The 22,356-nt window shown below is 50.1% G+C and carries 19 protein-coding genes and 1 pseudogene; 5 read left to right on the top strand and 15 right to left on the bottom strand.

Annotated elements, in window-relative coordinates:
- The first annotated feature begins 79 nt into the window (after positions 1-79).
- A complete protein-coding gene (gene mfd, locus ACTHTA_RS03155) occupies positions 80-3,763 on the top strand; it encodes a transcription-repair coupling factor (RefSeq protein WP_440364091.1) in 3,684 nt (1,227 codons plus the stop codon).
- A 75-nt stretch (positions 3,764-3,838) separates the two neighbouring features.
- Positions 3,839-4,177: a hypothetical protein gene (locus ACTHTA_RS03150; RefSeq protein ID WP_440364092.1), complete on the top strand. Its 339-nt coding sequence runs from the start codon at positions 3,839-3,841 to the stop codon at positions 4,175-4,177.
- A gap of 90 nt (positions 4,178-4,267) precedes the next feature.
- On the opposite strand, the gene ACTHTA_RS03145 is transcribed toward ACTHTA_RS03150, so the two are convergent.
- The 12 genes and pseudogenes from ACTHTA_RS03145 to ACTHTA_RS03090 form a co-directional block, all read right to left on the bottom strand.
- Complete coding sequence (locus ACTHTA_RS03145; protein ID WP_308888371.1) at positions 4,268-4,570, bottom strand: ArsR/SmtB family transcription factor; 303 nt, start codon at positions 4,568-4,570, stop codon at positions 4,268-4,270.
- Positions 4,571-4,649: 79 nt separating this feature from the next.
- Positions 4,650-5,171 carry a rhodanese family protein gene (locus tag ACTHTA_RS03140; RefSeq protein WP_314053831.1) on the bottom strand — a complete coding sequence of 174 codons (522 nt, stop codon included), beginning with the start codon at positions 5,169-5,171 and terminating at the stop codon, positions 4,650-4,652.
- A gap of 12 nt (positions 5,172-5,183) precedes the next feature.
- The gene (locus ACTHTA_RS03135) at positions 5,184-5,378 is read right to left on the bottom strand and encodes a YgaP family membrane protein (protein WP_036491196.1); all 195 of its coding nucleotides are present in this window, start codon (positions 5,376-5,378) and stop codon (positions 5,184-5,186) included.
- 265 nt (positions 5,379-5,643) lie between these two features.
- Complete coding sequence (cls, locus tag ACTHTA_RS03130; protein ID WP_440364093.1) at positions 5,644-7,137, bottom strand: cardiolipin synthase; 1,494 nt, start codon at positions 7,135-7,137, stop codon at positions 5,644-5,646.
- A gap of 145 nt (positions 7,138-7,282) precedes the next feature.
- Positions 7,283-8,344, bottom strand: a complete 1,062-nt coding sequence (gene hemE / locus ACTHTA_RS03125; RefSeq protein ID WP_313971405.1) for a uroporphyrinogen decarboxylase — start codon at positions 8,342-8,344, stop codon at positions 7,283-7,285.
- 135 nt (positions 8,345-8,479) lie between these two features.
- Positions 8,480-9,703 carry a heme biosynthesis protein HemY gene (locus ACTHTA_RS03120; RefSeq protein WP_313971406.1) on the bottom strand — a complete coding sequence of 408 codons (1,224 nt, stop codon included), beginning with the start codon at positions 9,701-9,703 and terminating at the stop codon, positions 8,480-8,482.
- Positions 9,700-10,971, bottom strand: coding sequence for a uroporphyrinogen-III C-methyltransferase (locus ACTHTA_RS03115; RefSeq protein ID WP_313971407.1), 1,272 nt, complete (start codon positions 10,969-10,971; stop codon positions 9,700-9,702). The genes ACTHTA_RS03120 and ACTHTA_RS03115 overlap by 4 nt, the downstream gene beginning before the upstream one ends.
- Before the next feature lie 109 nt (positions 10,972-11,080).
- Positions 11,081-11,823 (bottom strand): annotated as a pseudogene (locus tag ACTHTA_RS03110) (uroporphyrinogen-III synthase).
- 71 nt (positions 11,824-11,894) lie between these two features.
- Positions 11,895-12,671, bottom strand: coding sequence for a ferredoxin--NADP reductase (locus ACTHTA_RS03105; protein WP_003685780.1), 777 nt, complete (start codon positions 12,669-12,671; stop codon positions 11,895-11,897).
- 85 nt (positions 12,672-12,756) lie between these two features.
- Complete coding sequence (gene msbA, locus ACTHTA_RS03100) at positions 12,757-14,523, bottom strand: lipid A export permease/ATP-binding protein MsbA (RefSeq protein WP_308888372.1); 1,767 nt, start codon at positions 14,521-14,523, stop codon at positions 12,757-12,759.
- A 228-nt stretch (positions 14,524-14,751) separates the two neighbouring features.
- Positions 14,752-16,161: a threonine synthase gene (gene thrC / locus ACTHTA_RS03095; protein WP_308888373.1), complete on the bottom strand. Its 1,410-nt coding sequence runs from the start codon at positions 16,159-16,161 to the stop codon at positions 14,752-14,754.
- Between the two features lie 86 nt (positions 16,162-16,247).
- Positions 16,248-16,622, bottom strand: coding sequence for a hypothetical protein (locus tag ACTHTA_RS03090; RefSeq protein WP_063068685.1), 375 nt, complete (start codon positions 16,620-16,622; stop codon positions 16,248-16,250).
- 151 nt (positions 16,623-16,773) lie between these two features.
- Between ACTHTA_RS03090 and ACTHTA_RS03085 the strand changes: the two genes are divergently transcribed.
- From ACTHTA_RS03085 to ACTHTA_RS03075, 3 genes are all read left to right on the top strand, one after another.
- A complete protein-coding gene (locus ACTHTA_RS03085; protein WP_308888374.1) occupies positions 16,774-18,081 on the top strand; it encodes a replication-associated recombination protein A in 1,308 nt (435 codons plus the stop codon).
- A 101-nt stretch (positions 18,082-18,182) separates the two neighbouring features.
- Complete coding sequence (locus tag ACTHTA_RS03080; protein ID WP_049328971.1) at positions 18,183-19,484, top strand: hemolysin family protein; 1,302 nt, start codon at positions 18,183-18,185, stop codon at positions 19,482-19,484.
- Between the two features lie 441 nt (positions 19,485-19,925).
- Positions 19,926-20,438, top strand: a complete 513-nt coding sequence (locus ACTHTA_RS03075) for a DUF4189 domain-containing protein (RefSeq protein WP_049328970.1) — start codon at positions 19,926-19,928, stop codon at positions 20,436-20,438.
- Positions 20,439-20,518: 80 nt separating this feature from the next.
- Here the strand turns inward: ACTHTA_RS03075 and ACTHTA_RS03070 are convergent, their stop codons facing one another.
- Genes ACTHTA_RS03070 through ACTHTA_RS03060 form a run of 3 tightly spaced genes read right to left on the bottom strand, consistent with a single transcriptional unit; the run spans position 20,519 to position 22,339 of the window.
- Entirely contained in the window at positions 20,519-20,824 is a 306-nt protein-coding gene (locus ACTHTA_RS03070; protein WP_070585645.1) for a hypothetical protein, read from the bottom strand.
- 24 nt (positions 20,825-20,848) lie between these two features.
- Positions 20,849-21,739 (bottom strand): NAD(+) kinase, encoded by an 891-nt coding sequence (locus ACTHTA_RS03065; protein ID WP_440364094.1) that lies wholly within the window; start codon positions 21,737-21,739, stop codon positions 20,849-20,851.
- Between the two features lie 27 nt (positions 21,740-21,766).
- A complete protein-coding gene (locus ACTHTA_RS03060) occupies positions 21,767-22,339 on the bottom strand; it encodes a ubiquinone biosynthesis accessory factor UbiJ (RefSeq protein ID WP_049328968.1) in 573 nt (190 codons plus the stop codon).
- Between the last annotated feature and the right edge of the window lie 17 nt (positions 22,340-22,356).

Raw genomic sequence — 22,356 nt, 5'->3', positions numbered from 1 at the left:
ATTTGATCGCTAAAGGCCGTCTGAAAATTTTTCAGACGGCCTATGGTGCTTGTATTTACTTATTACAAACTGTTTTGTCATGACTTATCCGATTCCCAAACACCGTGAAAAATCCCGTTGGCTCAATCTGTCTCAAGGCTCGCTGCCGCTGGCTTTGGCGCGTTATCTGCCGCATAAGCGACTCAAAGTCGTGCTAACCCAAGATGCGGAACAGGCGTTGCGCCTTCAGACGGCATGGCGGTTTTTCCGTCCGCACGATACGGCGGTGTTCCTGCCGGACTGGGAAACGCTGCCTTACGAGCGTTTTTCGCCGCATCAGGACTTGGTGTCGGAGCGGCTGTCGGCGTTGTGGCAGATTAAGAGCGGCGCGGCGGACGTGTTGTTCGTGCCGGTTGCCACGGCGATGCAGAAGCTGCCGCCCGTGCCGTTTCTGGCGGGGCGCACGTTTTGGCTGAAAACGGGTCAGACTTTGGATATAGGTCGTCTGAAAACCGATTTGGTGGATGCGGGCTACAACCATGTTTCCCATGTTGTCGCGGCGGGCGAATTTGCCGTGCGCGGCGGCATTGTGGATTTATTCCCGATGGGCAGCGAAATGCCCTACCGCATTGATTTGTTCGACGATGAAATCGACAGCATCAAAACCTTTGACACCGAGACGCAGCGCACCATCTCGCCCGTTTCCGAAATCCGCCTGCTGCCGGCGCACGAATTCCCCACCGACAGCGAGGCGCAAAAAATCTTCCGCAGCCGCTTCCGCGAGGAAGTCGATGGCAATCCGAACGATGCCGCCGTGTACAAAGCCGTCAGCAACGGCCATTTCGGCGCGGGCGTGGAATATTATCTGCCGCTGTTTTTTGAAAACGAGCTGGAAACGCTGTTTGACTATATCGGCGAAGATGCGCTGTTTGTCTCTTTGGGCGACGTTCACACCGAGGCAAACCGCTTTTGGAGCGACATCAAATCGCGTTACGCCATGGCGCAGGGCGATGAAACTTATCCGCCTTTGCTTCCACAGCATTTGTATCTCTCTGCCGATGTGTTCGCAGGCCGTCTGAAAAACTACGGACAAGTGCTGCCCGATGTTTCCGGCAAGGAACACATCCTGCCCGACCTTGCCGTCAACCGCCAATCCGACGAGCCGTTACAGGCATTGAAGGATTTTCAGACGACCTTTGACGGACGGATTTTGCTGTGTGCCGAAAGCTTGGGACGGCGCGAAACCATGCTCGGCTTCTTGCAGCAAAACGGCTTGAAAGCCAAACCTGTGTCCGACTGGCAGGGCTTTTTATCGGCGCACGAGCCGCTGATGATAACGGTTGCGCCGTTGGCATACGGGTTCAAACTGGGCGGGCTACAATCTCCGAGCCAACAGCAACCTACTCCCGCCTCCGAGGGAGAAGGCAAAGCGGTTGCCGACCAAACCGAATCTTCCATAGCCGCAACAAACTCTCTCCCTAGCCCTCTCCCGCAGGAGAGGGAACAGAATGCGGCAGCCGTTTCAGACGACCTGAAAACCGAAAGCAACCTGCACCCCGTCGAAAGTACTCTGCATGGGCAAATCCGACAGCAGCCTGCCCCCTCCCCCGTGGGGGAGGGTTGGGGAGAGGGCAAAGCGGTTGCCGACCAAAGTGCCATCGCCGTCATCACCGAATCCGATCTCTACCAATACGTCGCCCGTTCGCGCGTCCACAACCGCCGCAAGAAACATGCCGCCGTTTCAGACGGCCTGTTGCGTGACCTTGCCGAAATCAACATCGGCGACCCCGTCGTACACGAAGAACACGGCATCGGGCGGTATATGGGCTTGGTAACGATGGATTTGGGCGGCGAAACCAACGAAATGATGTTGCTCGAATACGCGGGCGAAGCGCAGCTTTATGTACCTGTTTCGCAACTGCATTTAATCAGCCGCTACTCCGGTCAGGCGCATGAAAACGTCGCCCTGCACAAACTTGGCAGCGGCGCGTGGAACAAAGCGAAACGCAAAGCTGCCGAAAAAGCGCGCGACACCGCCGCCGAGTTGCTCAATCTCTACGCCCAACGCGCCGCCCAATCGGGACACAAGTTTGAAATCAACGAGTTGGACTATCAGGCGTTTGCCGACGGCTTCGGCTACGAAGAAACCGAAGACCAGGCCGCCGCCATCGCCGCCGTGATTAAAGATTTGACGCAGGCGAAGCCGATGGACCGCCTCGTGTGCGGCGATGTCGGCTTCGGCAAAACCGAAGTCGCCCTGCGCGCCGCGTTTGTGGCGGTGATGGGCGGCAAACAGGTCGCCGTACTCGCTCCGACCACGCTTCTGGTCGAACAGCACGCGCAAAATTTCGCCGACCGCTTCGCCGATTTCCCCGTGAAAGTCGCCAGCCTTTCGCGTTTCAACAACAGCAAAGCCACCAAAGCCGCACTGGAAGGCATGGCGGACGGTACGGTCGATATCGTTATCGGCACGCACAAATTGGTGCAGGACGACATCAAATTCAAAAATTTAGGACTGGTCATCATCGATGAAGAACACCGCTTCGGCGTGCGCCAGAAAGAGCAGCTCAAACGCCTGCGCGCCAATGTCGATATCCTCACCATGACTGCCACGCCGATTCCGCGCACCCTCAGCATGGCGCTCGAAGGCCTGCGCGATTTCTCGCTGATTACTACCGCACCCAGCCGCCGCCTCGCCGTCAAAACCTTTGTCAAACCGTTCAGCGAAGGCAGCGTGCGCGAAGCCGTGTTGCGCGAACTCAAACGCGGCGGGCAGGTATTTTTCCTGCACAATGAAGTGGATACGATTGAGAATATGCGCGAGCGGCTGGAAACCCTATTGCCCGAAGCCCGCATCGGCGTGGCGCACGGACAACTGCGCGAGCGCGAACTGGAGCAAGTCATGCGCGACTTTTTGCAGCAAAGATTCAACGTGTTGCTCTGCTCCACCATCATCGAAACCGGCATCGACATCCCCAACGCCAACACCATCATCATCAACCGCGCCGACAAATTCGGGCTGGCGCAACTGCACCAGCTTCGTGGGCGTGTCGGCCGCAGCCACCACCAAGCCTACTCCTACCTGCTCACGCCCGAATACATCACCAAAGACGCAGAAAAACGCCTCGACGCCATCGCGGCGGCAGACGAACTCGGCGCAGGTTTCACCCTCGCCATGCAGGATCTGGAAATCCGCGGCGCAGGCGAAATCCTGGGCGAAGGGCAGTCCGGCGAAATGATACAGGTCGGCTTCACGCTTTATACGGAAATGCTCAAACAAGCCGTGCGCGACCTCAAAAAAGGCCGCCAGCCCGACCTCGACGCACCGCTGGGCATCACCACCGAAATCAAACTGCACAGCCCCGCCCTGCTGCCTGAAAGCTACTGCCCCGACATCCACGAACGGCTTGTCCTCTACAAACGCCTCGCCGTCTGCGAAACCGTGCAGCAAATCAACGCCATACACGAAGAACTCGTCGACCGCTTCGGCCTGCCCGAACAACCCGTCAAAACCCTTATCGAAAGCCACTACATACGGCTTGTGGCAAAAGAACTGGGCATCGATGCCATTGATACGACCAGCGAAGCGGTAACGGTAACCTTTGGCAAAAACAACAATGTCGATCCAACCGAAATCATTCTGCTGATTCAGAGCGACAAAAAATATCGCCTTGCCGGCGCGGATAAGCTGCGATTTACCGCAGAGATGGAAAATATCGAAGTGCGGATTAATACAGTGAAGAACGTATTGAAGACTTTGAAAGATAGGGTGATGGTTAAGTAGAAAGGTTAGGAAAAGGCCGTCTGAAAATACTGAAACTGTCAGTTTTGAGATTACTAAATCGAACAGGAAATTATTATGAAAATGAGGGTAATGATGCTGGGAGTAACAGGCTTGATATTATCTGGCTGCTTTTTCACTGATGAAATTAAGTTGGAAGATATTCAGAATTTTAAAATTACTGTCAATGAAGCTAAGGGGAATAGGCAGGTGTATTTGACAGGCTTATTAGGCAGTAGTGCAATGGGTATTTCAGATATCAAAACAACTAGCCGCAACGAGGAGCTGAATATTACTTTATTTCAAAAATTAGCAGGTTTGGAATACTCAGGAACATTAGATAAAGAAATTGCTCTTGAAAGCAATATCAAGAAGATTACTTATGGTTCTAAACACGAGATGATATGGCAAGACTAAAAATATAATAAAGGCCGTCTGAAAAAGATTCAGACGGCCTTTGAAATTATAAATAGATAGATTTTTGGGCTATCCTATTTCGGCAACATTTCAAAATTTTTCTGCGCAGAAAAAGGAATACAGCAACTGTATCATCTCAGTTACCCTCGGGTCGGCAATGTAATATTGCCGTTCCCGATGGTTCACTTCAAACGATACCAAACCGGCTTCACGCAGTAGCGCTAATTGGCTGGACATTGCCGCTTGCGGGAGTCCGGATGATTCAGCCAACTCGGTTACATTGTGCGGTCTTTCATGTAGTTTGCACAATACGGCGAGGCGGTTGGGATTGGCCAGAAGTTTGAGAAAAGCGGTGGCTTCTTCGTAGGGCGGTTGATTGTCGGCAATGGTCATTTTTCACGCTTTTCGGCAAATGAGGAGGTCGAATTATCAGTCATAATGGCCTCAGCAGCAACTTTCAGACGGCCTTTGCTTAATGGTTCCATGGCATTTTGGCTAGCAGGCGAGCCATGCCGCAGAATCCGGTTAGTCCAGCCGTTAATAGGCCTGCGCCGACCATCACGTCTATCAGATAAAACCAAGGCGATACCAGCCAACCTGCCAGCACGCCCAACAGAATCAAACTGCCCGCAATGGTTTGCACCTGCCGTATGATATCCGGTGCGGCACGGTCGGCAACAATAGGAAGCCCTGCAGCCTTCCATGCCAGTAAGCCGCCTTCTAGAATATAACATTCGCGACCTTGGCCAAGCGCTGACAATATTGTTTCTGCCCGTGTTGTACGTTTACCGCTCAGGCAATAAAAAATCAGGCATGGGGCAGTATCATCGGGCAGTTTGTCTCGCTGCTGTTCAGGCGGAAGGGATAATGCGCCGCCAATATGCCCGCCCCGATATTCGGCTTGGCTTCGGATGTCCACTGCCAACGCGCCCTCACGGATTTTTGCCATTGCTTCGGAAGGCTTGATTTGCGGGAGTTGTCCGACCGTACTCATGTTTTGCCTTCTTTATTTTTTGTTGATGCGGCAGGTGTTGATGCCCAATAAGCTGTACAGCGCGCAGTTGCCAATCAGTGCTGTACCCAGGGGGATGATGCCCAGCCAACCCCACCAGCCAATGTGTCCGGTAGCGGCCGCAGCAATCAGCGCTACGCCGATAACAATACGGATTACGCGATCCAAAGTACCCAAGTTTCGTTTCATTTTATTGCTCCTTGTTTCAGAATGAATTATCTATAAATAAATATATATATAATAAAAATCATATATAAGAAATATTATATCCCTAAAAATGATTTTGTCAAATTATTTGTAACCATGCAGTTTGGAATAGGGATAGGTATTGGTTTGTTTGGTTGGTGTAAATGATCGCTTAAGCATCTGATTTAAAATAAAAGAACGATATAATTTTTATATATAAAAAAGGCCGTCTGAAAAGTATTTTTCAGACGGCTTAAATATTTATGTTTTACAGTAAAGGACTCATCAGGCGGACGACATTTTCCACGAGGTCGCGGAGTTTGGAGCGTTGTTGCCATGATTTGATGGCAATGTAGCTGCTGTTTTTAAGGTAGCTGCGTTGGAGGTTGCAGATTTGTTTGGTGGTATCACGATCGTAGATGGCGAGGCTGATTTCTAGGTTGAGGAAGAAACTGCGCATGTCCATGTTGACCGTACCGAAGAGGGAGTAGTCTTCGTCAATAGTCATGGTTTTGGCATGTAGAAGACCGCCTTCAAACATGGCGATTTTGACGCCGGCTTCCAGCAACATAGGGTAGTAGGCGCGTGAGGCGTAGCGAACCATCAGTGAATCGACTTTGGCAGGCAGTATCAGGGTCACTTTGACGCCGCGTTTGGCGGCAACGGTTAATGCCATGAGAAGCGGCTCGTCGGGGACAAAGTAGGGGGTGGTAATCGTGATTTGTTTGGTGGCGGCATAGATGGCGCTGATGATGGTTTCGTAAATAACGAAGCTGCCTTGCTCGGGGGCGGATGGAATGATTTGGGCAACGATATCGCCTTGCTGCATTTTTTCAGGAAGGATTTGGGGCAGCAGGCTTTGGGCTTGGTTGAGGTATGTTTGTACGTTTTGGAGGTTTTTATCGGTTTCGACGGCAAGGTCGGCGAAGAAGACGGCAGACAGTTCCAAAACCATAGGCCCTGTGCAGCGCATCATGACATCGACCCATTCTCCGACGCCGGAGTTTTGTTTGAAATAGCGCGGGTCGACGAGGTTGAAGCTGCCGGTGTAACCGATTTTGCTGTCGATAACGAGGATTTTGCGGTGGTTGCGCAGGTCGGTACGCGTAAATAATGTACGCCAAATGCCGACAGGCAATGAGGTATGTACTTCAATGCCTGCTTGGCGCAGTATCTCTACCCAATCGCTTTCAAAAAAACTCCTGCTGCCGACGGCATCGGCCAGAATGGCGCAGTCAACGCCTCGATCTGCGGCGGCAAGAATTTCATTTAAAATTTCTTCAATGCGGCCTTTGGGTTCGATAATGTAAAAGGCCAGCAGGCAGGAATGGGTTGCGGCGCGTATGTCCGCAAGCATGCTGTCGATGATGGCATCTGTGGTAGAGAGCAGGCTCATGGCGTTGCCTTTGGTTGCACCCAGCCCCGTTCCTTTTTCGGCAACTTTACTGATGCCGTGGTATCGTGATTTGACTTGGTCGGCAATGTCGAGATAGATATCGGCTAGATGGGTGGCGGCAAAGTTGCGGTAGAAGCGGTTCATTTCGCCGGTACGTTTGGCGCGGGCGGTGCCTAGACGAGGCTCTCCAATAAGGATGTAGGCGATGGTTCCGAATACGGGGAAAAGGAATAGGATAATCAGCCAGGCAAAGGTTGAGCCGATGTTTTTTTGTTTGTACAACACGCGCAGCATACAGACGAGTGCGGCGCAGGTGTGGGCGAAGATGAAAATTTCGGTCCAGGTGATGTCTTTAAAAAAATTCATATTCGGTAGCGGGAGTGGATGTGTTTTTAAGTTTGAAGGTGTCAGCTGATAAGCTTCAGATATTAAGTATATAGAAAAACCGTCTGAAAACAAATTTACACGATAATCGTGTTTCTGTTTTCAGACGGCCTTTGAGTTGTTTTAATTAACGGTGATACTGACGGGATAATTCGTGTACGGTATCGACCAAAATTTTGGCGTGTTCCGGATTGGCGTGTTGGTTGATGCCGTGGCCGAGGTTGAATACATGGCCGCTGCCGTTGCCGTAGTCGGCGAGGATGCGTGCGACTTCGGCGCGGATAGACTCCGGTGTGCCGAAGAGGGCAAACGGGTCGAAGTTGCCTTGTAGGGCAACTTGTTCGCCGACGCGACGGCGGGCTTCGCCGATGTTGCAGGTCCAGTCCAGGCCCAATGCGTCTGCGCCGATTTCTGCCATGCTTTCCAGCCATAAGCCGCCGCCTTTGGCAAATACGATAACAGGCACGCGGCGACCTTCGCTTTCGCGTTTGAGTCCGGCAACGATTTGTCGGATGTACTTCAGGCTGAATTCTTTAAATGCGGCATCGCTCAACACGCCGCCCCAAGTATCGAAAATTTGTACGGCTTGTGCGCCGGCATCGATTTGGGCGTTGAGGTAGGCGGTAACGGCTTGAGCATTGGTGTCGAGGATTTTATGCAGCAAATCAGGGCGTGAATACATCATGGTTTTGATGGTGCGGAATTCTTTGCTGCTGCCTCCTTCAACCATGTAGCAGGCGAGTGTGAACGGGCTGCCTGAGAAGCCGATCAGCGGAACTCGGCCGTCTAGTGCTTTACGGATGGAAGTTACGGCATCAAAGACGTATTGCAGTTTTTCCATGTCAGGAACTTGCAGTTTTGCAATGTCGACTTCGTGTTGCAAGGCGCGTTCAAATTTCGGGCCTTCGCCTTCGGCAAAATACAGGCCCAAACCCATGGCATCGGGAACGGTCAGAATATCGGAAAACAGAATTGCCGCGTCTAGATCAAAACGTTCTAAAGGCTGGATGGTGACTTCGGTTGCCAGCTCGGTGTTTTTGCACAAATCGAGAAAGCTGCCTGCGCGTGCGCGTGTGGCTTTGTATTCAGGCAGATAGCGTCCGGCTTGGCGCATCATCCAGATGGGAGTGTATTCGACAGGTTGTTTGAGCAGGGCGCGGAGGAAAGTGTCGTTTTTCAGAGCAGTCATGATAAATAGGCTTTCTGATTTGGTGTATTGGACAAAGTTCAGACGGCCTTAGATATGTATTGAGGCCGTCTGAAATGATTAAATGGTTGGTTTTGTTGTAGATTTCATATTGTTGCTTAATGCGAAATCAGCACATCAATTGGGTTGAGGAAGGGCTGCCGGATGTTCTTCTTCGGCCACGCTTTCCAAAACCAGATTGCGTTGTTCTTGCGCTTTTTGCGGTTGGTCGGTTTCATCAAACACGCGCGCTAGAACCAAATGTGCGGATACGCTGGGTTGCAGGGCGATACTGGCTTCGAGGTAGCCTTGGGCTTTGCCCCAAAGTTTTCGTCCGTAAGCCAGTTGACCAAGATACATCAACAGCGGTGCATTGTCTGGTTGTTCCTGCAGCCAAGAGTCTGCCAAGTCGATGGCTTTTTGTTGCTCGCGCTCGCTTAGGAAACGTACGGATTCGACAAATGCTTCCAAAAGCTCAGGCTGACGGGTTTGCGGATAATGGGCTTTAACCCATTTGACCGCCTCGGCATACAAACCCAAACGCTCGCATTTTTCGGCAATCGCGACACACAATTCGCCTGATTTCAAGCTTTCAGGAATGCGTTTCAAACAAGCTTTCAGACTGCCTGCATCAGTTGCTTCGCTTAAGAGGCGGCGATATGCCCAATTTTGATACTGTTCGGCTTCGTAATCGTTGATGGCGCCGGCTTTAACCAGTTTTTCTGCTTTTGCCAAGACATCTGCAGCATCGCCGTGATCAAAGGCATAACGTAATTGCAGGCGGACTAGGCGACTTAAGTTGCTATTGATTTTTGCTGCGGCTTCAAGGTTTTGTGCGGCAGTCGGATAATCGCGGCGGCTCAGTGCAGATTCGGCCAGCAAAAGATGACGGGAAAGCTGTTGTTTTTGTGGCAGGTGTTCGATTTCATGCAGGTAGCGGTCGCGCAATTCGAAGTTTTCCATTTGGTCGGCAGCGTGCGCGCCCAACATCAAAGCCAGGGTGCGGTTGTCGCCTGCTTCTTTGTTTTGCAAGACTTTGGCGGCTTCTTGTTCGGCTTTTTCAAAACGGCCTTCAAAATATGCCAGACCTGCGCTGTTCAAAGAGGCAGAAGCCTGACGGCCTTTGCGGGCAATGCCGAAGCGTTGCATACGCGCCGGAATGTTCAAGAGGCCGAACACGAATTTAATCAGGAAATACAAGACGAATACGCTCAACAGCAGGCCTAAAACAAAGGCATGCAGATTGATACGCAGCATGGTTTGTTCAACCACGACGTACACGTTGCCGGTATAAATGCCGGAAGCCAACGCTAAACCGACGGCGGCTGCAAACAGAATGACAATCCAAACGACGGTTTTCATGCTTGCTCTCCTTTAATTTTGGCAGCAGGCTTGGTTTGGTTTTGTGGTTTGGCAACTTCGGCAGCCGGTTCTTTTTTGTTTTCAGACGGCAATGCAGGTGCTTCTAAAGACTGAGGAGCGGAAGCGGCTGCCGGTGCGGAAGTTGTGGTTTGCTCGGTAGTTGCAGCCGGAGCGGAAGCGGTTTTCTCGGCAGCTTGGGTTTGTGCAGCTTCTTCGGTCGTCATTTGTATACGCGAACCTTCTTGAAAAGCGCGAACGGCGCTCAAGCTGGCTTTCAGGCTGTCGTCTGAAATCATACGGACATCAAGGGCTTTGAGTTCGGCCAACTCTTTCAGCCATGACTGGGTAGCAGGGGATTTGCTGTCGAAGTATTGCTTCACGGTTGCTTCAACGTTGTTCAAATCGCTTTGATACACTTCGCCGTTGTGTTGCAACAGGGCAATGCGCGCATCCAAAAGGCGCAGGCGCAGGTTTTCACGGATGAAGTAGGTTTGATCGGGTGAAATCAACATGGCGTCGTTGCTGTCCAGATGACGGACTTCAACCAAGCCTTTGAGGGCATTGAGGGATTTTTCCCATGTGTTTTCCCACCATGTTCCCGAATTGGCGGCTTCGACAGGCGCAGCACCCGGTTTCAATACGCCGTCCAAAACCAAAGGCAGGCCTGAAATACCGCTTTCCAAACGGTCGAGACGCAAGGCAGTAGCGGAAATATCGACATAAGGACGGTTTTTCAGCGCGGCCAAATCATTGCTGATGGCTTGTTTGATGGGGATAAGTTCAGGTTGTTCAAAACGGCTTAAGCGGCTGTCGATGTGTTCCAATACGCTGACCGCGCCTTGGAGGTTGCCTGACAGCATCAATTGTTGCGAAGCAGTGTTCAACATGGATTCGGCTTCGTCGACCAGCCAGTTGATACGGCCTTTGAGTAACTCTTGATAAGCTTTCTGCAATTGCAGGATTTGATCGCTATTGTTTTTTTGACCGTTGTTCAGGCGGTCTAACTCGGCTTGAATAGCGGTTTGGCGGTTGAGGTTGTCTTTTAAAAGGCTGGCGTTTTCAGACTCGCCCAATGCAGCTTTGTCGATTTTTTGGTTGAATTCGAGCTCTTGGTTTTTTAAAACATTTTGGCCCTGTACAAACAGGAATCCGCTCGCGCCCAAGCTAAGCAGTGCCAAGACGGTTGCACCTGCGGCCAAGGCTTTGCCGCCAGATTGTTTGATGATAACAGGGGCGTTGTTTTGTGGGAGATTGTTGGACTCGGGCATGCTCGCCTCCACTCGCTGAGGTTGGGTAGGTTTGATTTGTTCAGACGGCCTGGTGTTTTCAGAACGTTTAGGCGCCGGAGCTGCCGTATTGGCAACTTGTTGGGTATCTTTATTGTCTTCGACTGGGTTCACTGCTTGGCTCCTTTGTGGCATGGATGAAAGTGCAGCGGATAAAGAAGTGACGGTTTCTACATGTTTGGCGCCGACGATGCGAAGTGCATCGGCAATACGCGGATGGTGGGTAAAGTATAGCAAGGATTCGAAGAATCGGGAAAATTGCGGCGGAATCTGATGGAAAAATTCGCGCGCGAGCTCGCCGGATGTGACGTAGGCGGCAGCGATGTCTTCAGTTTTAAAGTTCTGCCAATCGATGGCGTGTGGCCGTCTGAAATAGATTTCGGCGATGTCGATTTGGAAACCCAGTTCGGTCAGTTTATCTGCTAAAAAATCACGGCCGCCATGGCCTCGAATGATTAGAACTCGGGCGTTGGGTGGCAGGTTTTTCCAAATAGGCATTCTCAAGACGGCTTCGCTGTCGTTGCCGTCTTCGGGAGAGAATACGGGATAGGGGGAGAATTGCGCCAAAGTATGTTGGCTGGTTTGGCCGACGGTAATGTGTGCTTTGTGGCCGTCTGAAAAGTTCAGATGCGGCGCTGCGGTTTCAATAGCGGTCGGGCTGACCCAAAACACGACGTCGGCTTGCTTGAATTGTTCGGGGAGTTTTTTTTGCGCCGAACGATCCACCTCTATTTCAATCGGACTCAATACCTGAGCCTGCCAACCGGCTGTATGGCAGGTTTGGATATCTTGCTGTGGACGGTTGGACGGACGGATGATGAGTAGAGTAGGCATAATGTGGGATAAATTATTAAGGTTTAGGCCGTCTGAAAGAAGGGTTTCAGACGGCCTGTTGCTAACGTACGTTATTGATCGACGAATGCGCGCTCAATCAGGTAGTCGCCGCGAACGCCGGTTTTCGGAGAAACGGTCAGTCCGAATTCGTCCAAAACGTTGCAGGTGTCTTTCAACATGGCTGGGCTGCCGCACAGCATAGCGCGGTCGTTTTGCGGATTAATTTTAGGCAGGCCGATGTCTTCAAAGAGTTTGCCGCTGCGCATTAAATCGGTCAGACGGCCTTGATGTACATATTCTTCGCGTGAAACGATCGGGTAGTAAATCAGTTTTTCTTTAACCAAGTCGCCCAAGTATTCGTGTTCGGGCAATTCTTTGGTGAAGCGGTCGTAGTATGCCAAGTCTTTTTTGTAGCGTACGCCGTGAACCAAGATAATTTTTTCGAATTGCTCATAAACATCAGGGTCTTTGGTAATGCTCAAGAAAGGGGCGATACCGGTACCGGTGCTCAAGAGGTAGAGATGTTTGCCCGGATTCAGGTCGCCGGCAACCAGTGTACCGGTCGGTTTTTTACTGATGAGGACATCGTCGCCGACTTTAAGGTGTTGCAGGCGGCTGGTCAATGGGCCGTCTTGTACTTTGATACTGAAAAATTCCAGATGCTCTTCCCAGTTGGCAGAAGCCACGCTGTATGCGCGCATCAGCGGTTTGCCGTCTACCATCAGGCCGACCATGACGAATTGGCCGTTTTCAAAGCGCAAAGACTCGTCACGGGTACAGGTGAAAGTGAAGTAAGCGTCGGTCCAGTGGTGTACGGACAAGACTTTCTGGGTGTTGAATGCTGCCATTGATATTTCCTGTCGGATAAGGCCGTCTGAAAAGAATAGGTAGGGGCGGCCGAGGTTAATAAAAAGAATGGAATATGGTGTTCAGCTACTTGCTTGCCGGTTTGGCTGATTTTTCGCTGAGGCTGTGCAGGTTGGAATAGCGTCCGCCTGCGTTGATCAATTCATGATGAGTGCCTTGTTCGACTACATTGCCTTCGTGCATCACAACGATATTGTCGGCTTTTTCGATGGTTGAAAGTCGGTGGGCAATCACCAATGTGGTACGGTTTTGCATCAGGTTTTCCAATGCGGTTTGTACCAAACGTTCGGATTCATTATCTAATGCGCTGGTGGCTTCGTCCAAAATCAAAATCGGCGCATTTTTCAAAAGCGCACGCGCAATGGCGAGGCGTTGACGTTGGCCGCCGGACAGTTTTAAACCGTTTTCGCCAACTTCAGTGTGCAAACCTTGCGGCATTTTTTGGATAAATTCCCAAGCATTCGCGGCTTTTGCAGCATTGATAATTTCTTCTTCACTGAATTTGTCAGCTTGAGCATAGGCAATGTTTTCAGCAATCGTACCATTAAACAGGATAACGTTTTGGCCGACAAATGCCATGCGGCTGCGCAGGCTTTCGAGTGTATATTCCTTGATGTTGACGCCGCCAATCAAAACCTTGCCTTCATCCGGATTGAGGAAGCGCGGCAACATATTGGCCAGAGTGGTTTTACCACAGCCTGATGCGCCGACCAATGCAGTCACTTTGCCTTGCGGTACAAGCAGGTTGATGTGGTTCAAGCTGTTGCGTTCGGCTTCAGGATAGCGGTGTACAACATCGCAAAATTCAATATCTCCAGGGTTTGGGCTGAGGATTTGTTTGCCTTCGTTGCTCTCTTCGGGTTGATCCAAAAAGGTAAAGACACTTTCTGCCGCCGCCAAACCGCGTTGCAGGGATTGCATCACGCCGGTCATGCGTTTGATTGGGTCAAACATCATGATCATGCTGGACAAAAACGACATAAAATCGCCTGCACTAAATCCTGAAAGCCCTGCTTGGCGTGCCGCTGCGTAAATAATCGCAGCCAGTGCAACCGAAGCCATTAATTGCGTAATGCCGGTACCGGCAGAGCTGGCGGAAACCTGTTTGAGCAGGTTGCGGCGCACATCGTCGGCAATACGGTTGAAGCGGCGATTTTCATAATCTTGACCGCCGTAGATTTTCACAACACGTTCACCGTTGATACTTTCGCCCAAAACCTGCATCAGCTGGCCAAGATAAATTTGGTTGTTGGCAGATAATTTACGCAAGCGTTTGCTGACCGTTTGGATACATACGGCAACGACCGGCAAAATAATAAAAGTAATCAGGGTCAAACGCCAGTTTAGATAAGTTAGTAAGCCTAACAGGCCGACCACACTCACGCCGTCTTTGGCAATCACGGTAATGACGTTAAATCCTGCATCGGTAATTTGGTTGACGTCGCTTAAAATGCGCGACATCAGACGGCCGCCGGTATTGCTGCTGAAGTACGAAGTCGGCAAGTGCATCATTTTGTTGAACATTTCACCGCGCAAGCGTTGTACCAAGTGGCTGGACAGATAAGTCGTGCAATATTCGTTAATGAAGTTGAACAGGCCGCGAACGAAAAACAGCGCCACAATTGCCAGCGGCAACCATGACATGCTTTTCATGTTTTTATCGACAAAACCTTCATTAATCAAAGGTTTGAGCAAGTAACCGAAAGCCGGCATCGTACCGGCGACAATCAGCATGGCTACTACGGAGACGATAAACATCTTCCAATAGCTTTTTAAATATCCAAGCAAACGCTTGTACAGCTCCCAGTTGGATGTGGCTTGTGTTGTCTGCATATCAATCCAGATTTAGAGCAAACATGCAATTCTAAACGAAAATATCTGTCATTACAATGTTTGCAATTGAAAGTCAAAAGGAGTTGGTATTATTTTAACGCCTTGATTTTATAATGAGAACGACTGTGATGCGGTGGGGTCGTTAATAACGCTGCCCACTTCTCAAACACCAGTTGCGGCCGTCTGAAAAAGTTTCAGACGGCCTCTTCAGTCGTCAAAGACAGCCGGTTAAGCCAAAGCTTCCTTAATGATGTCTTTTACTGTCGTTGCGTTATTAGGGACAACACGGACACGTTGCGGCAGGTTTTCCAAGCCTTCCAATGCGGCCGGACGGGGGATGGCAACTTCGCCGACCGCTTCATGGATGGTGGCTTCAAATTTAGCAGCCAACGCGGTTTCGAGGCAGACAATCGTTTCGCCGGCTTCGCGGACTTCACGCGCTACTTTGATGCCATCGGCTGTATGCGGATCAATCAATTCATGGTCTTGTTCGTAAACCTGTTTGATGGTGGCAAGGCGGTTGGCATGGGTCGATTTGCCGGAAACAAAGCCATATTGTTGATGGACTTTGGTTAACATAAATTCCAAATTGAAACCTTTGCCGGAGCCTACTTCAGCCCATAATGTTTTGATTTCGTCTGCATCGCGGTCCATCAGGTCAAACACAAAACGCTCGAAGTTGGAGGCTTTGGAAATATCCATAGACGGGCTGGAAGTGACGTGGGTGTGTTCGCTGTTGCGCGGGCGGTATGCGCCGGTTTTGAAAAATTCGTCCAATACGTCGTTTTCATTGGTGGCAACAATCAAGCGGTGGATAGGAAGACCCATTTGGCGGGCAATATGGCCGGCGCAGACATTGCCGAAGTTGCCGCTTGGTACGCAGAAGCTGATTTTTTCATCATTGCTCGAAGTGGCATTGAAATAACCGGCAAAGTAATATACGACTTGAGCGACGATACGGCCCCAGTTGATGGAGTTGACTGTACCGATGTGGTATTTGGCTTTGAATTCGGCATCGTTTTGTACGGCTTTGACGATGTCTTGGCAGTCGTCAAACATGCCTTCAACGGCGATGTTGTGGATATTAGCATCTTGCAGGCTGAACATTTGCGCACGTTGGAATGCGCTCATTTTGCCTTCCGGAGACAGCATGAAGACATTAACGCCTTTTTTACCGCGCAGGGCATATTCGGCGGCAGAGCCGGTGTCGCCGCTGGTGGCGCCCAAGATATTGAGTTCTTTGCCTTCTTTGTTTAATACATATTCAAACGCATTGCCCAAGAATTGCATGGCCATGTCTTTGAATGCCAAAGTCGGGCCGTTGGACAGGGCTTGGATTTTGATGCCGTCTGAAAGTGTGCGCACCGGAGTAATGGCTTGGGTACCGAATACTTTTTCGGTGTAGGTGCGGTTGATGATGTCGCGTAAATCATCAGCAGGGATGTCGGTGGCAAACAGGCTCATGACTTCAAACGCCAGCTCAGGATAGCTGAGTGTGCGCCATTGGTCTAAAGTAGCACAGTCGATTTGAGGGTATTGCTCAGGCAGCATCAAACCGCCGTCAGGAGCTAAACCCATCAATAAAACTTCGCTGAATTGCTTGCGTGCGGTTGCACCGCGGGTGCTGATGTATTTCATGGTTTCTTCTCTATATATTTAAAATTCAAATAGAAAGTCAAAACGAATTCAGACGGCCTCGATATTAAAAAAGGCCGTCTGAACGATTATTTGTAGAGTCGTTTGAAGCAGGCGGTAACCGTTTTCGCGGTAACGGAAGCAATGGCCTGCTCGCGGGTCGCCGGACTCAATACCTGCATCATTTCGGTTGCAGTCAATTGGTTTGGCGCTTCTTCGCTGGCGCAGCCGCAGATTTTATTTTCCCATTCGGCTTGTTTTTCCGCGCTCATGGCCAAAGCAATGACACGCCATTCGTTACGTTTGTTTAACTCGGTACGGCATTGGCTGTCTACCGCCATTTTCACTACGCTGCTGCCGATACCTGTACCGCTGCCCAAACCGCCGAAAGATTCGCCGCCGGTAGCGCATGCACCCAATAAGAAAGCTGATGTAACAGCTGCCAAAAGAGTTTTTGAAGTCATGATGTTTCCTGTAAGCAAGGCCGTCTGAAACGCCCGAAGAGTTCTCAAAATAGCATGTATTATACCGTAATGCGGCCCGATATGTGAGTTTGCGAAACTGCCGTATAATGCTAGCGAGTTTTCTTTTCAATCAGCCAGCACGAAAGCCGCTATGTCCGACCTTTTCGCCCGACAACCCGATGCCCCTTTAGCCGAACGCCTGCGCCCGCATTCTTTAGATGATGTCATTGGGCAGCAGCACTTAATCGGCGAAGGCAAACCTTTGCGCGTGGCGGTCGAGGGAGGAAAGCCGCATTCTATGTTGCTATGGGGGCCGCCGGGCGTGGGCAAGACGACGTTGGCGCGGATTTTGGCGCAGAGTTTCAACGCCCAGTTTTTGCCTGTTTCCGCCGTATTCTCCGGCGTGAAAGACATACGCGAGGCAATCGATAAAGCCGAAATCGCTTTGCAACAGGGACGCACGACGATTTTGTTTGTCGATGAAGTCCACCGCTTCAACAAGGCGCAGCAGGACGCGTTTTTGCCCCATGTCGAAAGCGGTTTGCTGACCTTTATCGGCGCGACTACGGAAAATCCGTCGTTCGAAGTCAATCCTGCGCTGTTGAGCCGCGCTCAGGTATATGTTTTGCAATCCTTGTCTTCAGACGACCTCAAAAAGCTGATTGCCAAAGTGTTGGCGTTGCCCGAATACCGAGATTTCACGATTGAAGCCGATGCGCAGGAGCTGCTCGTCAATACCGCCGACGGCGATGCGCGCAGATTGTTGAATCTGTTGGAACAACTTTTACGCGCTGCCGATACACGTCGTCTGAAAACCTTAACCGCCGAATTTCTTGCCGACAGCTTAGGTGCGCAAATCCGCCGTTTTGATAAGGGTGGCGAGAGTTTCTACAACCAAATTTCTGCGCTGCACAAATCCGTGCGCGGTTCGCATCCGAATGCCGCGCTCTATTGGTTCTGCCGTATGCTCGACGGCGGCACCGACCCGCGCTATCTTGCCCGCCGCATTGTCCGCATGGCATGGGAAGATATCGGCTTGGCCGATCCGCGTGCCTTAACGATTGCCAATGATGCCGCCACTACTTATGAGCGCTTAGGCTCGCCGGAAGGGGAACTCGCACTGGCGCAAGCCGTGCTGTACCTTGCCGCTGCCGCCAAATCCAACGCGGGTTACAAGGCATATAACCAAATGCGCCGCTTCGTCAAAGAAAATGCCAGCGACGAAGTGCCCGTCCATCTGCGCAATGCACCGACCAAGTTGATGAAGGAATTGGGCTACGGACGCGAATACCGCTATGCCCACGACGAACCGAACGCCTACGCCGCCGGAGAAAGCTATATGCCCGATGGTTTGGATGAACCCGATTTCTACCAACCCGTTCCGCGCGGCCTGGAAATCAAAATTGGCGAAAAGCTGAAATGGTTGAAATCCTTGGATGAAGAGGCGCTGGATGATTAAAACAATAAATGTACATAATATAAATCTAAGATTAAATTGAGTTTTTCAGACGGCCTTTGCTGTTTGAATATTTTTAACCTATACCATACACACAAATTTTCATGAATATTTTTGAAGCCTTACTATTATTGTGCCTGCTGATTGTCATTAGCGCGTTTGTATCCTGTTCCGAACTCGCGCTTGCTTCGGCACGCAAAATCAAATTGCAGGTTATGGCGAAAGATGGCGGCGATACGCGTGCGCTTGACGTAATCAATATGCAGCAGCAGCCGGGCAGTTTTATTACCGTTGTCCAAATCGGTTTGAACGCCGTCGCCATTCTTGCCGGTATTGTCGGCGAGGCGGCAATACGTCCGTATTTTGGCAAGCTGTTGGAGAATGCAGGCAGTTGGGGCAGCACAGTTGCCTCTTTGCTGACTTTCTCGCTGGTTACAGGCAGCTTTATTTTAATTGCCGACCTGATGCCCAAGCGCATGGCGATGACCCATCCCGAAGCGGTGGCGGTACGCATTGTCCGTCCGATGATGTTTTTGATTTTTATCTTAAAGCCCCTTGTCTGGGTTTTTGACGGATTAGCAAACGCAATATTCAAACTCTTCAAAATCTCAACCGTCCGTCAGGAGCAGCTGACCTCGGAAGATATTTATGCCGTCGTTGATGCCGGTGCGCAGGCTGGTGTATTGAAAGAACAAGAACACTATCTGATTGAAAACATTTTCGATATGCAGGAGCGTACGGTCACTTCCACCATGAGTACGCGCGAATATATCGCCTATTTTGATAAACACGACGACAGCGATACCGTGTTGGAAATGATGTCGGAAAAACCGCACAATAAATTCCTCGTATGCGACGGCGACTTGGAACGCGTCATCGGCTATATCGAATCGCATACGCTGCTGACTTTGTTTTTAAAAGAAAAAGACGTCCGCCTGACCGACAAGCGCGTGTTGCGCAAAGCCTTGTTTATTCCCGATACGCTGTCGCTTTATGATGTATTGGAGACCTTCAAGACTTCCGGCGAAGACTTTGCCGTAGTGGTAAACGAATACGCGCTCGTGGTCGGCGTGGTAACGCTGAAAGACGTGATGAGCATTGTGATGGGCGAGCTGGTTAATACCGAAGAAGAGCCGCAAATCATCCGCCGTACCGAAGATACATGGTTGGTGGACGGTGCCACGCCGCTTACCGATGTCATGCGCGCGCTGGATATTGAAGAGTTTCCCAATTCGGAAAATTATGAAACCATCGCCGGCTTTATGATGTATTCCCTGCGCAAAATCCCGAAGCGTACGGATTTTCTGGTTTATGCCGGTTATAAGTTTGAAATCATCGATACTGAAAATTTGAAAATCGACCAACTTTTGGTTTCCAAACAAGGAAATATGGTGGGGAAAATATAATAGGTTTTAAAGGAATATTTGTAGTATCAGATGAAAACGGACAATCTTGAAATAAGTTGCTTATGATTTATGTCTTTTCTTAAGTTGTATAAAAGGCCATCTGAAAATCAAATAATCAAAAAAGAAAACCGGATTTCTATCAACTGGGAATCCGGTTTGTTTTATTTTAACTTAGTTTGTACTTATTCGTAATCAGTAATGGAAACAGTTGATAGGTGCTACTTCATTTAGAGGATGGTTCAAGCAACTAATAAATAGTTGTTAATGATAATGTAGTATCCAATCATGTTAGATCGAATTATATAAAGGGAGTATATGTAAACGCTAATCAAAGCGTTGATTTTATAATATAATGAGATATATTGTTCAGCCTAAGAGTGGTGCAAGTCTAATTCGGCAATCTTCACAAGTAAAGCAAAACTAAATAAAGGAATATCATTGATGAAATATTCTTATTTAATAATTTCTATAGTATTGGTAAATACAGCTTTTTCAGCAAACCCTACATACGATGCAACAAAAGGCGCATTACAAAATGATCAAATGCTATGTCAATATGGTTACAATCCCAATTGTTCGCAAGCACATAAGCAGTCACAACAAATAATTGAACACATTTATGTCCATAGACCCCCAAAATTTGGCGCTTTAGCATATAGTTCAAAGGTTGGTCATATTGCTGGGTCTCTGAACCATGATTCCAAGGCTGAAGCTCAACAGGCTGCAATTCAACGTTGTCAACGTGGAAGCAAGAATACCCCATGTAAAGTAATTGCATGGGTACGGAATGGTTGTGTTGCAGCAGCAGCGGGAAAAATTAAAAATAAATTCGTTGTAGTTACCGGTGCAGGTCATCCAGGAACAGTTGAGCAAATAGCTTTGCAAAACTGCAAAAAGGGCGGATTGGACGATTGTGAAATTATTATGCCTGAAGGTTGTTCTCTCCCTTCATAACTAATCCCCCAAAAGGCCGTCTGAAATTTCAGACGGCCTTTTTATGAAATCAGAAATTGCTAGAGCTAAGACAGAGGTCTTTATTCGCAGCTTAAGTTTTTTGTTTTTTCAGCGAATGTATCCATGGCAATTTGGCACATGCGTTCACGTTGTCCTACGTCGGCGGCAGGCAGGATTTGACGCAGGTATTTTGTGTTGTCGCGTTGGAACGATGCTTTATCGCCTGCTTTTTGGTAACACGCATCCGCGCGGGTAAAGTATTGCTGGCAGATTTTCGGCAATTCTTCAAAGGACAAGGGTTTGCTTTTGTGCATGCCGTGTGCGGAGACGGATAGGGAGGAAAGGGCACACAGTGCAATGATTAAGGTTTTTGAAATGGTTTTCATGGTAAGCCTGTTTATTGAAGTTGTTTAAATCAATTGTTCGCCCCAGTGCAGCTTTTGACGCAGGGTTTTGAAGTACTGGTAATCGGTAGGATGGAGGACGCGCAAGGGATTGTGATAGCGGCGGATGAGGATGCGGTCGAAGTTTTGCACGTCGATATGGGATTGTCCGTCAAAGTGTGCGCGTGCGTCGCCGCTTTTGGTAATGAGGATTTCGATTACGCTGGTGTCGGGGATGGCAATCGGACGGTTGGTCATGGATTGCGGGCAGATAGGCACAAGCGTGAAGGCGTGCAGGCCGGCCTGCATGATGGGGCCGCCGGCGGCAAGTGCGTAGGCGGTCGAACCTGTCGGTGTGGAAATAATCAGGCCGTCCGAACGTTGGGTATAGACGAATTCTTGATTGATAAATACTTCAAATTCAATCATTTGTCCTGTACCGCCACGAGACAGTACGGTGTCGTTGAGGGCGAGGGCGCGTTCGATGGTTTCGCCGTCACGAATGATGCTGGCTTCGATGAGGATGCGCTCCTCGGGCAGATATTTGCCTTCCAGTACGGGGCGGATGCCCTCAACCATGGTATCGCGTGAGATTTGGGTGAGGAAGCCCAAGTGGCCTTGATTGATGCCGATGATGGGGACGGCGCGCGGGGCGACTTCGCGGGCGGCGGAGAGGAAGGTGCCGTCGCCGCCGAGCACAATGACGAGGTCGCAATATTTGCCCAGCTGGGCTTTGTTTACGGTTTCGCAGTAGGCGGAGTCTTGGATATAGACGCAGTGTTCTTCTACGCTCAATTCATCCAGATAGATGGTGAAGCCGTTTTCGCGCAGAAAAGAAACCAATGTGTGGACGGTATCTTGAATTTCGGGCGTATTGGGACGTGTAACGATACCGATGTTTTTAAATGGGCTTTTCATGATAGTAGGCCGTCTGAAATTAAGTGTCTAATCTATCCAGATATCGCGCTCGAGCCGGTCGAGGCGTTCGTTTAGGCGGGCAACGTCGTCACGCAGTTTGTCCACTTCTTCCAACCATTCGGCAAGCGTGGCTTGGTCGATAACAGGGGATTCGGGTTCGCGTGAAAAGTCGCTGATTTGCTCGGCAATGCTTTTGCCGATTTTTTTCATGGTGCGGCCGATATCGCCGGCGCGCGAACTGATGCTTTCTGCGGCCACATGACCGAATACACGCGCTAAATCGTCGCTCGGATAATAGCGCAGTCCACCCAAAATAGGAAGGACGGACATGCCCAAGACCAAGTCGCCTTCGAGGCTGATGTCGCCCACGCCGGGCTGACCGCCTTGGAGGATTTTTTGGATGGCGCTGTTGTGGAATGTGATGTTGGTGTCGGCGGTTTCGTTTGCGGTTTCAAGAAAACCTTGTTCGCTGATGCGTCCGGTCAGTCTGAAACCGGTCAGGCTGATGCAGATGATGCTGCCTGCAAATTCAGACAGCTCGCGCTGTTGCTCTGGATTTTGCTGTATCAGGTGGTTGATAAGGGGAAATAGGGCGGACATGGTTTACTCTAAATGCC

Origin of the sequence: Neisseria sp. P0013.S005 (assembly GCF_051958425.1) — a bacterium.
Lineage (GTDB): Bacteria > Pseudomonadota > Gammaproteobacteria > Burkholderiales > Neisseriaceae > Neisseria > Neisseria subflava.
The sequence above is the reverse complement of the archived record's forward strand: the minus strand, read 5'-3'. Positions and strand labels throughout refer to the sequence as shown.

Coding starts and splice junctions, on each gene's coding strand:
- hemE (WP_313971405.1), bottom strand. CDS start 8,344: ATGACTGCTCTGAAAAACGACACTTTCCTCCGCGCCCTGCTCAAACAA.
- ACTHTA_RS03105 (WP_003685780.1), bottom strand. CDS start 12,671: ATGGCAGCATTCAACACCCAGAAAGTCTTGTCCGTACACCACTGGACC.
- ACTHTA_RS03140 (WP_314053831.1), bottom strand. CDS start 5,171: ATGAGTACGGTCGGACAACTCCCGCAAATCAAGCCTTCCGAAGCAATG.
- ACTHTA_RS03080 (WP_049328971.1), top strand. CDS start 18,183: ATGAATATTTTTGAAGCCTTACTATTATTGTGCCTGCTGATTGTCATT.
- ACTHTA_RS03060 (WP_049328968.1), bottom strand. CDS start 22,339: ATGTCCGCCCTATTTCCCCTTATCAACCACCTGATACAGCAAAATCCA.
- cls (WP_440364093.1), bottom strand. CDS start 7,137: ATGAATTTTTTTAAAGACATCACCTGGACCGAAATTTTCATCTTCGCC.
- ACTHTA_RS03115 (WP_313971407.1), bottom strand. CDS start 10,971: ATGCCCGAGTCCAACAATCTCCCACAAAACAACGCCCCTGTTATCATC.
- ACTHTA_RS03090 (WP_063068685.1), bottom strand. CDS start 16,622: ATGACTTCAAAAACTCTTTTGGCAGCTGTTACATCAGCTTTCTTATTG.
- mfd (WP_440364091.1), top strand. CDS start 80: ATGACTTATCCGATTCCCAAACACCGTGAAAAATCCCGTTGGCTCAAT.
- ACTHTA_RS03070 (WP_070585645.1), bottom strand. CDS start 20,824: ATGAAAACCATTTCAAAAACCTTAATCATTGCACTGTGTGCCCTTTCC.
- msbA (WP_308888372.1), bottom strand. CDS start 14,523: ATGCAGACAACACAAGCCACATCCAACTGGGAGCTGTACAAGCGTTTG.
- thrC (WP_308888373.1), bottom strand. CDS start 16,161: ATGAAATACATCAGCACCCGCGGTGCAACCGCACGCAAGCAATTCAGC.
- ACTHTA_RS03065 (WP_440364094.1), bottom strand. CDS start 21,739: ATGAAAAGCCCATTTAAAAACATCGGTATCGTTACACGTCCCAATACG.
- ACTHTA_RS03150 (WP_440364092.1), top strand. CDS start 3,839: ATGAAAATGAGGGTAATGATGCTGGGAGTAACAGGCTTGATATTATCT.
- ACTHTA_RS03135 (WP_036491196.1), bottom strand. CDS start 5,378: ATGAAACGAAACTTGGGTACTTTGGATCGCGTAATCCGTATTGTTATC.
- ACTHTA_RS03145 (WP_308888371.1), bottom strand. CDS start 4,570: ATGACCATTGCCGACAATCAACCGCCCTACGAAGAAGCCACCGCTTTT.
- ACTHTA_RS03075 (WP_049328970.1), top strand. CDS start 19,926: ATGAAATATTCTTATTTAATAATTTCTATAGTATTGGTAAATACAGCT.
- ACTHTA_RS03120 (WP_313971406.1), bottom strand. CDS start 9,703: ATGAAAACCGTCGTTTGGATTGTCATTCTGTTTGCAGCCGCCGTCGGT.
- ACTHTA_RS03085 (WP_308888374.1), top strand. CDS start 16,774: ATGTCCGACCTTTTCGCCCGACAACCCGATGCCCCTTTAGCCGAACGC.